Annotated in this window: 9 protein-coding genes and 1 pseudogene; 6 read left to right on the top strand and 4 right to left on the bottom strand. The window is 63.3% G+C overall.

Annotated features, from left to right (window positions below; translation table 11 throughout):
* Positions 1 to 1,496: HAMP domain-containing sensor histidine kinase (locus ENZ74_RS11635; RefSeq protein WP_245470945.1), on the bottom strand; the 1,496-nt coding region annotated here is incomplete at its 3' end.
* Between the two features lie 278 nt (positions 1,497 to 1,774).
* On the opposite strand from ENZ74_RS11635, the gene rpmH reads away from it, so the two are divergent.
* The 4 genes from rpmH to ENZ74_RS11610 all read left to right on the top strand — a co-directional run bounded on the left by rpmH (position 1,775) and on the right by ENZ74_RS11610 (position 4,843).
* Entirely contained in the window at positions 1,775 to 1,909 is a 135-nt protein-coding gene (gene rpmH, locus ENZ74_RS11625; protein ID WP_008833937.1) for a 50S ribosomal protein L34, read from the top strand.
* Between the two features lie 16 nt (positions 1,910 to 1,925).
* Positions 1,926 to 2,279: a ribonuclease P protein component gene (gene rnpA, locus ENZ74_RS11620; RefSeq protein WP_013528505.1), complete on the top strand. Its 354-nt coding sequence runs from the start codon at positions 1,926 to 1,928 to the stop codon at positions 2,277 to 2,279.
* A gap of 14 nt (positions 2,280 to 2,293) precedes the next feature.
* Entirely contained in the window at positions 2,294 to 4,105 is a 1,812-nt protein-coding gene (yidC, locus tag ENZ74_RS11615; RefSeq protein ID WP_127312781.1) for a membrane protein insertase YidC, read from the top strand.
* 177 nt (positions 4,106 to 4,282) lie between these two features.
* Complete coding sequence (locus ENZ74_RS11610) at positions 4,283 to 4,843, top strand: fasciclin domain-containing protein (protein ID WP_063169715.1); 561 nt, start codon at positions 4,283 to 4,285, stop codon at positions 4,841 to 4,843.
* Between the two features lie 189 nt (positions 4,844 to 5,032).
* Here ENZ74_RS11610 and ENZ74_RS11605 read toward each other — a convergent pair whose 3' ends face one another.
* Genes ENZ74_RS11605 through ENZ74_RS11595 form a run of 3 tightly spaced genes read right to left on the bottom strand, consistent with a single transcriptional unit; the run spans position 5,033 to position 8,320 of the window.
* Positions 5,033 to 6,574 carry a DHA2 family efflux MFS transporter permease subunit gene (locus ENZ74_RS11605; RefSeq protein WP_063169716.1) on the bottom strand — a complete coding sequence of 514 codons (1,542 nt, stop codon included), beginning with the start codon at positions 6,572 to 6,574 and terminating at the stop codon, positions 5,033 to 5,035.
* Positions 6,571 to 7,863 carry an HlyD family secretion protein gene (locus ENZ74_RS11600; RefSeq protein WP_082826616.1) on the bottom strand — a complete coding sequence of 431 codons (1,293 nt, stop codon included), beginning with the start codon at positions 7,861 to 7,863 and terminating at the stop codon, positions 6,571 to 6,573. The genes ENZ74_RS11605 and ENZ74_RS11600 overlap by 4 nt, the downstream gene beginning before the upstream one ends.
* Positions 7,856 to 8,320, bottom strand: coding sequence for a MarR family winged helix-turn-helix transcriptional regulator (locus tag ENZ74_RS11595; RefSeq protein ID WP_013528500.1), 465 nt, complete (start codon positions 8,318 to 8,320; stop codon positions 7,856 to 7,858). Before ENZ74_RS11595 ends, ENZ74_RS11600 begins: the two co-directional genes overlap by 8 nt.
* A 178-nt stretch (positions 8,321 to 8,498) precedes the next feature.
* On the opposite strand from ENZ74_RS11595, the gene ENZ74_RS11590 reads away from it, so the two are divergent.
* Together ENZ74_RS11590 and ENZ74_RS35700 are read left to right on the top strand one after the other, a co-directional pair.
* Positions 8,499 to 8,813: a hypothetical protein gene (locus tag ENZ74_RS11590; RefSeq protein ID WP_024502096.1), complete on the top strand. Its 315-nt coding sequence runs from the start codon at positions 8,499 to 8,501 to the stop codon at positions 8,811 to 8,813.
* Between the two features lie 163 nt (positions 8,814 to 8,976).
* A pseudogene (locus tag ENZ74_RS35700) lies at positions 8,977 to 9,349 on the top strand (chloramphenicol acetyltransferase); the annotation flags it as partial.

Below are 9,349 nucleotides of genomic sequence, written 5' to 3'. Positions count from 1 at the left end.
GGGCGGCGCAGGCCGTTGCGGGCCTGGTCGAGCCGGACCGGCTGGTCGGGGATGGTGACGGCGAATGTGGTGCGCCCGCCAATGCTCTCGACCAGCTCGACCGTGCCGCCATGCGCGCGGATCAGTTCGTGCGCGATCGCCAGGCCAAGGCCGGTGCCGCCGCTGCGCGCCGAGCCGCGAAAGGCCGCGAACAGGTTTTCCCGCGCCTTGGGCGGCAGGCCGGGGCCGGTGTCGCTGACGGCGATGCGGCTGACGCTGCCCAGGCGCACGGCCGACACCGCCAGGCGGCGCACCAGGGCGCTTTCACTGTCGGTCGCCATCGCTTGCACGGAATTCCGGCACAGATTGGTCAGCACCCTGAACAACTGGTCGGAATCGGCATCGACCTCGAAGGCCGGCTCGACCGAATTGACGAACTCGATGCCTTGCTCAATGTCCAGCAGGCCGTGCACGTCCTCGACCAGTTGCCGCAGCCTCAGGCGTCGGCGCGCCGGCGGCGGCTCCTGCGTGCGGCCGTAGTGAAGCACGCCTTCGGAATAAGACACGGCGCGGTCGAGCGCGCGCAGCAGTTTCGGCGCGAAGGCCTGCACCGTCGGATCCTTGACCTGACGCAAGCGGTCCGACATCAGCTGCGCCGAAGCCAGGATGTTGCGCATGTCATGGTTGATCTTGGAAACCGCCAGGCCGAGATCGGCAAGATGCTTCTGCTCGGAGAGCATTTTTTGCAGCCGTTCCTGCATCTGCGACAGCTCGCGCTCGGCAACGCCGATCTCGTCGGCGCGGGCAGCCGGATGGATGATCCGCCCGGGATCGTCGGGCGCCTCGGAGAAGGACAGCATCGAGCGCGTCATCGTCCGGATCGGCCCGATCATGATCAGGTCGATGGCGGCGTAGACCAGCATGGCGGTGAACAGCGAGATCAGCAGCGAGACGAAGGCGACGTTGCGCGAATAGCGCAGCATCGCGTTGCGCAGGCTGTTGTCGGGCATGATCAGCTCGAACTCCTTGTCGGATTCGCCGACCGGACCGAAGACGCGCAGCATACGGTCGCCGCCGAAAAACAACGTGTCGAGCGCACCGGTCATGCCCTTGATCATGCCGATCGAGGCGATATCGATGTGTTCGTCGACCTTCGGCGGCATTTCGGCCACCACCAGCAGCCGCGAGACGCCTCCGTCGCGCACCGCGATCGCCTTGGCGCCGATCGCCATCAGCACGTCGTTCTGCGCCGTGCGCGACAGCGAGGTGGGTTCACCCTGCACCAGCACGATCGACACCGCCGCCGCCGTGCTCAGCCGCTCCTTCAGCCAGTTCAGCCGGTAGCTGGCGATCCAGGGCAGGAAGATCAGCACTTCGGCCAGCAGCACGAAGACGATGGTCAGCAGCAGCAGCTTGGTCGACAGGCCGCGCGACAGCGGCACCGTGCGCACGCTGGCCGGCGCCTCGGTGGACCCCGCCGTGCCGATCCCTTCCTGTGCCTGTATGGTTTCGCTCATGCGGCTAATGTCTTCACGATCACTTGATCAACGCAGATTAGGCGATTACGGCTTTTTTGCCAATTTCATCCTTGGTCGCAAACATAAACCGGCCTGAATGGCGAAGCTTTCGGCCCGACGACTCCGGATTGACTTCCAAAAGCCTTCTTTCTATAAGCCCGCACACGCTCGGGCCATTCGTCCCGGCGCGGTTTCGATCGCGCCAAAGCCGGCTCGGCAAAGCTCCTGTTACACAGTGACAGAATCAAGAAGGGCCGCACCCCGCGGTATTAAAACAAATGAAGCGTACCTACCAACCGTCCAAACTCGTCCGCAAACGTCGGCACGGCTTTCGTGCCCGCATGGCCACCAAGGGTGGTCGCGGCGTCGTCGCAGCTCGCCGCAACCGCGGTCGCAAGCGGCTCAGCGCCTGAACGGAAGACGAGATCGTTGCCCGCATCCGGCAAGCCAGTGGGACCAAATCCCAAGCGGCTTCTGAAGCGCGCGGAATTCCTGGCTGTCCGTCGTGGTGAAAAACGACGCGGGCGGCTTTTTCTCGTCGAAGTTCTCGACCGCGGCGACGGCCTGTCGCCGCGCGTCGGCTACACCGTCACCAAGAAGGTCGGCAATGCGGTTGTCCGCAACCGCGTCCGGCGGCGGCTGCGAGAAGCCGTCCGTACGCACGCCGCAAGTGACATGGCGCCTGGCAATGACTATGTCATCGTCGGGCGCGAAGACGTGCTTACCACTCCGTTCGGCCAGTTGAAGGCCGAACTCTCCCGCCGACTGCGCGGAACACGATAGGCCAAGGGCTTTCGATGGAAAACAACCGGAACTTCTTCATCACCATCGCGCTGTCGGTGCTGATCCTGGCGGTATGGCAATATTTTTATGTGTTGCCGCGCAGCGAAGCGCAGCGCGAGGCCGCCCGCGTCGAACAGCAGCGCGTCGAGGAGCAGAAGAAGGCCGCCGGCACCAATCCCGGTACCGACACCGGAACGCCCGCCGCCCCTGGCGACATTCCCAACGCACCCGGCACCGATGCCGTCACGCCGGCCGGCCGCGAACAGGCGCTCGCCACGACGACCCGCGCGAAGATCGACACGCCGAGCCTTGAGGGTTCGATCAACCTGACCGGTGCCCGTCTCGACGACCTCAAGCTCAAGCACTACACCGAGACGGTCGACAAGAACTCGCCCGAGATCAGCCTGCTCAACCCGGCGGCACTGCCCAATGGCTACTATGCCGAGATCGGCTTCGTCGGCAACGACAAGACCGGCGCGGTGCCCGGTCCCGAAACAGTGTGGGCTATCGACGGCAATGCGACACTGACGCCGACGACCCCGGTCACGCTGACCTATTCGAACGACAAGGGCCTGACCTTCAAGCGCACCTTTTCCGTCGACACCAACTACATGTTCACGGTGTCCGACACGGTGCAGAATGCCGGCACGGCCGCCGTCTCGCTGTCCAATTACGGCCGCGTCACCCGCTTCGACAAGCCGCTCGTTGCCAGCACCTATGTGCTGCATGAGGGCCTGATCGGCTTCACCGGCACGGAAGGCCTGCAGGAACACAAATACGCGTCCATCGAGAAGGACAAGCAGTTCACGCCGGGCAAGTCGACCGACGGCTGGCTCGGCATCACCGACAAATACTGGGCGGTGACGCTGGTGCCGACCGAGAAGCAGCCGTTCCAGCCGCGCTATGCCTATTTCGAGGACGGCCGCCATCGCTACCAGTCCGACTTCCTCACCGACCCGATCACCGTCGATGCCGGCCAGTCGGCGACGGTGGAGAGCGAGATCTTCGCGGGCGCCAAGGAAGTCGGCAAGATCAACGCCTATGCGGAAGACCGTCATATCAAGCGGTTCGACCTTTTGATCGACTGGGGCTGGTTCCACTTCATCACCAAGCCGATGTTCTGGCTGATCGACACGCTCTACAAATTCTTCGGCAATTTCGGCCTGGCCATTCTCGCCACCACCGTCATCGTCAAGGCCATCTTCTATCCGCTCGCCAACAAGTCGTACGCGTCGATGGCGAACATGAAGAAGGTGCAGCCGAAAATGCTCGAGATCCGCGAGAAATACGCGGACGACAAGATGAAGCAGCAGCAGGCGATGATGGAGCTGTACAAGACCGAGAAGATCAACCCGCTTGCCGGCTGCTGGCCGGTGGCACTGCAGATCCCGGTCTTCTTCTCGCTCTACAAGGTGCTCTACATCACCATCGAAATGCGGCACGCGCCGTTCTTCGGCTGGATCCAGGATCTGGCCGCGCCCGATCCGACGTCGCTGTTCAACCTGTTCGGCCTGATCCCGGTCACCCTGCCGCACATGCTGATGATCGGCGTCTGGCCGCTGATCATGGGCGTCACCATGTTCCTGCAGATGCGCATGAACCCGACGCCGCCGGATCCGACGCAGGCTGCGATCTTCACCTGGATGCCTGTCATCTTCACCTTCATGATGGCGGGTTTCCCGGCCGGCCTGGTCATCTACTGGGCCTGGAACAACACGCTGTCGATCCTCCAGCAGGGCATCATCATGAAGCGCCAGGGTGCCAAGATCGAGCTGTGGGACAATCTGGTCGCGCTGTTCCGAAAGAAACCATCACCGGCCGAATAGAAGGCGCAGCGCTTTCTCCAGCCTTCAAAGCCCCGCCTCGCGCGGGGCTTTTCGTTTAAGCAGCTCCGGCATCACGTTCCCGTGATCGGCGAAACTTGCGCCCCCTCGGCGGCGTGACTGCCTGTGCGTTTCCAAAGGCTATCAATTCCGATCAGCCCTCACACGGAGGAAGACCACATGCGCTTGCCGTCATTCAGGATCATCGCCCTTTCCGCACTCGTCGCCGGCGTGGCGATTGCCGCGCCCGCCTATGCCAAGAACCCGAATGTCGGCGGCGCGCCGATGTACACAACCAAGAACATCGTCGAGAACGCCGTCAATTCGAAGGACCACACGACGCTGGTCGCCGCGGTCAAGGCCGCCGGCCTGGTCGACACGCTGCAGGGCGCTGGCCCGTTCACAGTCTTTGCCCCGACCAACGCGGCGTTTGCGAAACTGCCCAAGGGCACCGTCGACACGCTGCTGAAGCCGGAGAACAAGGGCAAGCTCACCAAGGTGCTGACCGCGCATGTCGTGGCCGGCAAGATTTCGGGCGCCGAGATGATGAAGAAGGCCAAGGCGATGGGCGGCAAATACGAGATGAAGACCGTCTCCGGTGACACGCTGACCGCCGAAGTCAAGAAGGGCAAGCTCTACATCATGGATGAGTCAGGCGGCGAGGCGCGAGTGACGATCGCCGACGTCAACCAGTCGAACGGCGTCATCCATGTCGTCAACAAGGTGCTGTTGCCGAAGTAACGAACGGCTTCCGGCAAAGGGGATCAAGACAGGTCCGTTGGGGCTTTCTCGGGCCTGCCATCCCCGCCTCATGACGAGGTGCCATGTTTCTTGGGAAGTCGTATCGGCATTGGCCGGGGTCCTGTCCCTCACAGGACCCCGGTTTCTTTTTGGCTGTTGCCTGTGCAGCCGGATAAGTTTCGAGCGTCGTCACTCCATCACGGCGCTGTGGTCGATCTTGGCCGGAGTCGCCGGCTTGCGCAGCAACAGAACCAGCGGAATGGCGGCAAGCGACAGGATCATCATCAGCTTGAAGTCGTTCATATAGCTGATGATCGTGGCCTGCAGCGTGACCACGCCGTCGAGCGCGGCGCGGCCCGCGGCGCTGTAGGGATCCATTGCCTGGAAGATCGCCGGATTGCTGAACGCCTGGTTGTAGGGCGTCACATAGGTGGCGATATTGGCGTGGTTGACCTGCACGTTCTGCGTCAACAGCGCGGTGACCACCGATATGCCGACGCTGGAGCCGATGTTTCGGGACAGATTGTACAGTCCGGTGCCTTCCGCGCGCCGCTCCGGCGCCAGCGTGGCGAAGGTGATGGTGGTCAGCGGCACGAACAGGAAACCCAGGCCCGCGCCCTGGATGAAGCCGGTGCTGATGATCGTCCATTGCGAGACATCAGGGGTCCAGCCGGTCATGTCGTACATCGCCCAGGCGGTGACCAGCAGGCCGGTTAGAAGCAGCCAGCGCGTGTCCACCTTGCCGATCAGCCTGCCGACCAGGAACATGCAAGCCATGGTGCCGAGACCGCGCGGCCCCATGACGATGCCGGCCGTCACCACCGGATAGCCCATCAGGGTCTGCAGATAGGGCGTCATCAGGGCCAGCGAGGCCAGATAGGTGATGCCGATGATGAAGATGAAGATCATGCCGACGGCGAAATTCCTGTCGAGGAACAGCCGCGGGTTCACGAAGGTGTTTTTGGCGGTGAAGGTGTGGACGAGGAAGATGTAGAAGGCCGACGCGCAGATCAGCGCCTCGACGATGATCTCGGACGACGAGAACCAGTTGAGCTGCTCGCCGCGATCGAGGAACATCTGCAGCGACGCGATGGTGACGCTGAGCATGCCGAAGCCCAGCCAGTCCAGCCTGGCCTTGAGGTCCGTCTTGGTTTCCTGGACGAACATCGAGACGCCGGCGAAAGCCAGCGCGCCGATCGGTACGTTGATGTAGAACACCCAGCGCCAGCTGACATTCTCGGTCAGCCAGCCGCCGATGACCGGCCCGAGCACCGGCCCGACCATCACCGAAACGCCGAACAGCGCCATCGCCGAGCCGCGCTCCTCGACGCTGTAGATGTCGAGCAGGATGCTCTGCGCCAGCGGCACCAGGGCTGCGCCGAACAGGCCTTGCAGCAGGCGGAAGCCGACGATCTGCGGCAGCGACTGCGCGAAGCCGCACAGCACCGACGCGACGACGAAGCCGGTGATCGAGATCAGCAGGATGCGCTTGCGGCCGAAGCGATTGGCAAGATAGCCCGAAGGCGGCGTCATGACGGCTGCCGCGACGATGTAGGACGTCAGCACCCAGTTTATCTGGTCGGCGCTGGCCGAAACGCTGCCCTGGATATAGGGCAGCGCCACATTGGCGATGGTGGTGTCCAGCGCCTGCATGATCACGGCCAGGATCACGCAGGCGGTGATGGCGCCGCGATTGGCGACCACGCCACCTGTCGCGGACGCGCCGGTCATGACTTTTGTCCGAACCGACCGAGGAGGTCCGTCACGAAGTCCGGCAGGCCGCGCGCATGGCCGGTATCGATGCCGACCACGACGCTCATCCCGCCGCGCAGCGGCGGCTTGCCCTGGAGATCGTCCACCGTCACGCGCATCGGAATGCGTTGCACGACCTTGACCCAGTTGCCGGTGGTGTTCTGCGCCGGAAGCAGCGAGAAGCTCGACGACGACGCCGGGCTGATCGAGGCGACCCTGCCGTGCCAGACGGCACCGGGATAGCTGTCGACGCTGATCGTCGCCGTCTGTCCCGGCCGCACATAGGTCAGTTCGGTTTCCTTAGGCTCCGCCGCGATCCACAGATCGGTCGCCGAAATCAGGCTGAACGCCGGCTGCGAAGCCGGCAGGTACTTGCCGACCTGAAGCGCGTCGACATTGGTGACGATGCCGTCGAATGGCGCCTTGACGATGGAATCGGCAAGGTTGCGCTGGGCGTCGTCCACCGCCGACTGCGCCTGGAGATAGAACGGGTTCTTCTCCACCGGCTGGCTGGCGTCGCCGCCGAGCTGGGCAAGCGTCGCCTGTGCCTGCGCTTGGGCAACGGACACTTTCTGGCGGGCGGCGACGAGGTCGTGCTGGGCGCTGTCGAAGGTCGCCTTCGAGGAGGTGGAGGTCTTGAGCAGATCCTGCTGGCGTTGGAAAGCGGCCTCGTAATAGGGGATGTCGGCCTGCGCCTGCTCGATCAGCGCCTGCGACTGCTGGTAGCTCGCCTGCAAGGTCAGCACCTGGTTGCGCACTGTGCCGAGCTGTGCCTGGGCGGCGGCAAGAGCGGTTTCGAAAGAGGCCGACCGCAACCGGAAAAGCACCTGGTCCTTCTTCACCGCCTCGTTCTCGTGCACGTCGATCTCGGACACAGTGCCGGAGACATCGGTGGAAACGCCGAGCGACTGCGCCTGGATGTAGGCATTGTCGGTCGTCATGACCTGGCCGCCGATGACGTAGTAATAGCCGCCGACGACCAGCGCGAACGGAAGCAGGGCAAACAGGATCGGCCGTGCCCGGCCGCGCTTGGGCTTGACCGGCGCCGGAGGCGCCACCGCAACCCCGGCCTGGCGTGGCTCCTTGGACGGAGCCTCGAGCGCCGCCGGCTCCAGGGCGACCGGTGATTCGAGCTCGTCATTGTCGATGACGGTGCTGGCTCGCCTTTGCTCGCGTTCGCTGTCCAGCCGGATGACCTGGTCGCGCGCCCGGTCGGCGGCGGATCCGTCTTCTTCGACAGGCTTCTTTGGTGAGGTTGATTCAGCCATGTGTTTTCTCCCGGTCGGCGGCAGGCTGGGCGCAAGCCGCGAGCAGATTGGATTTGATGAGGGATAGGGTTTGCAGCAGATGCAGTTGCGCATCCGCGGAAAGGCCGACAAAGGCCTCGTCACGCGTCTTCCGCCCATTGCCGCGCATGATTTCGATCAGCGGATGGGCTTGCGGCTTCAGGTACAGCAGCCATGCCCGGCGGTCAGCGGGATCGGGCCGGCGCTCGATGAAGCCGCTTGCTTCCATCTTGTCGAGCAGCCGGGCGAGCGTGATCGGCGTGATCTCGATCAGGTCCGCCAGTTTGTTCTGGTGGATGCCTTCATGCAGGCTGAGATAGGCCAGCACCTGCCACTGGGCGCGGGTCAGCCCCGATGCCCGCGACCTCTGCTCGAACCGCTTTCGAAGCAGGCGCGCGACATCGTGCAGCACGAAGCTGATGTTGGGTGACGATGGCATGGGAGGTACTGGAGTTTTTCGGCGCGACTGTTAGTGAGCATGCTTATTATCATCATGCACATAATCTTGCTGGACGCGGTGCGCAAGACGGACTAAGCCCGCCTGGAAAAAATGACGCATGGGCTGCGACCCACCCAAAGGCTCAGGTAGCGGGCTGTTGCCGGGCAAGGATACGACGATGAATTGGCTGAAGATCGCGACCGTGGCGGCCATTGCAGGATGGCCGGGCATTGCGCTCGCAAAGGGCGCCGTCAGTTGCGGCGGCGCCGCCATGCTGGGTGGCGCGCAATTGAACTGCAGCCACGTCGAACCCCAGGCGCCGCCTCAGTTTTGCACCTATAGCTGGGCTCTCCACATGCCGGCCGGCGACCAGAAAATCGTCGAAGGCAGCTTCATGCTGCCGCCCGGCGCCACGAATGTCACCGTCTATCAGGGCAGCGGTTTCGACAGTGCGCTGTCCGATCCGATCGTGATTTGCCGCGGCAGCAAATGAGCAAGGCCGTCAAGGAAAGCTCGCTCGTCACCCGATTGGTGCTATAGGGCGGACCACGCTATTTTGAACGGGCGCATTCGAGTTTCGGATGCACCTGGCGGCCATTTCTCTGACGGATTTCGACATGGACGGACCCAACCCAGACATCTAGCACCCGATCCCGATGCATACCCGCGTCGGCTTCCTCAAGGGACTGGTGAACGCGCCAAACATCGAGATCGGCGACTTCACCTATTATGACGACCCCGACGGGCCGGACAAATTCGCCGAGAAATGCGTCCTGCATCACTATCCGTTCATAGGCGACAAGCTGATCATCGGCAGGTTCTGCGCCATCGCCGAGGGCGCGCGCTTCATCATGAACGGCGCCAACCACGCCATGTCCGGCTTTTCGACCTATCCGTTCAATATTTTCGGCCATGGCTGGGAAAAGGGTTTTAACCCGGCGACCTGGTCGAAGGAGGTGCGCGGCGACACCATCGTCGGCAACGACGTCTGGATCGGGATGGAGGCGGTGATCCTGCCCGGGGTGGAAA

Source organism: Mesorhizobium sp. M7A.F.Ca.CA.002.15.2.1 (assembly GCF_003998715.1).
Classification (GTDB): Bacteria; Pseudomonadota; Alphaproteobacteria; order Rhizobiales; family Rhizobiaceae; genus Mesorhizobium; species Mesorhizobium ciceri.
The sequence above is the reverse complement of the archived record's forward strand: the minus strand, read 5'-3'. Positions and strand labels throughout refer to the sequence as shown.

Coding starts and splice junctions, on each gene's coding strand:
- rpmH (WP_008833937.1), top strand. CDS start 1,775: ATGAAGCGTACCTACCAACCGTCCAAACTCGTCCGCAAACGTCGGCAC.
- yidC (WP_127312781.1), top strand. CDS start 2,294: ATGGAAAACAACCGGAACTTCTTCATCACCATCGCGCTGTCGGTGCTG.
- ENZ74_RS11610 (WP_063169715.1), top strand. CDS start 4,283: ATGCGCTTGCCGTCATTCAGGATCATCGCCCTTTCCGCACTCGTCGCC.
- ENZ74_RS11605 (WP_063169716.1), bottom strand. CDS start 6,574: ATGACCGGCGCGTCCGCGACAGGTGGCGTGGTCGCCAATCGCGGCGCC.
- ENZ74_RS11600 (WP_082826616.1), bottom strand. CDS start 7,863: ATGGCTGAATCAACCTCACCAAAGAAGCCTGTCGAAGAAGACGGATCC.
- ENZ74_RS11595 (WP_013528500.1), bottom strand. CDS start 8,320: ATGCCATCGTCACCCAACATCAGCTTCGTGCTGCACGATGTCGCGCGC.
- ENZ74_RS11590 (WP_024502096.1), top strand. CDS start 8,499: ATGAATTGGCTGAAGATCGCGACCGTGGCGGCCATTGCAGGATGGCCG.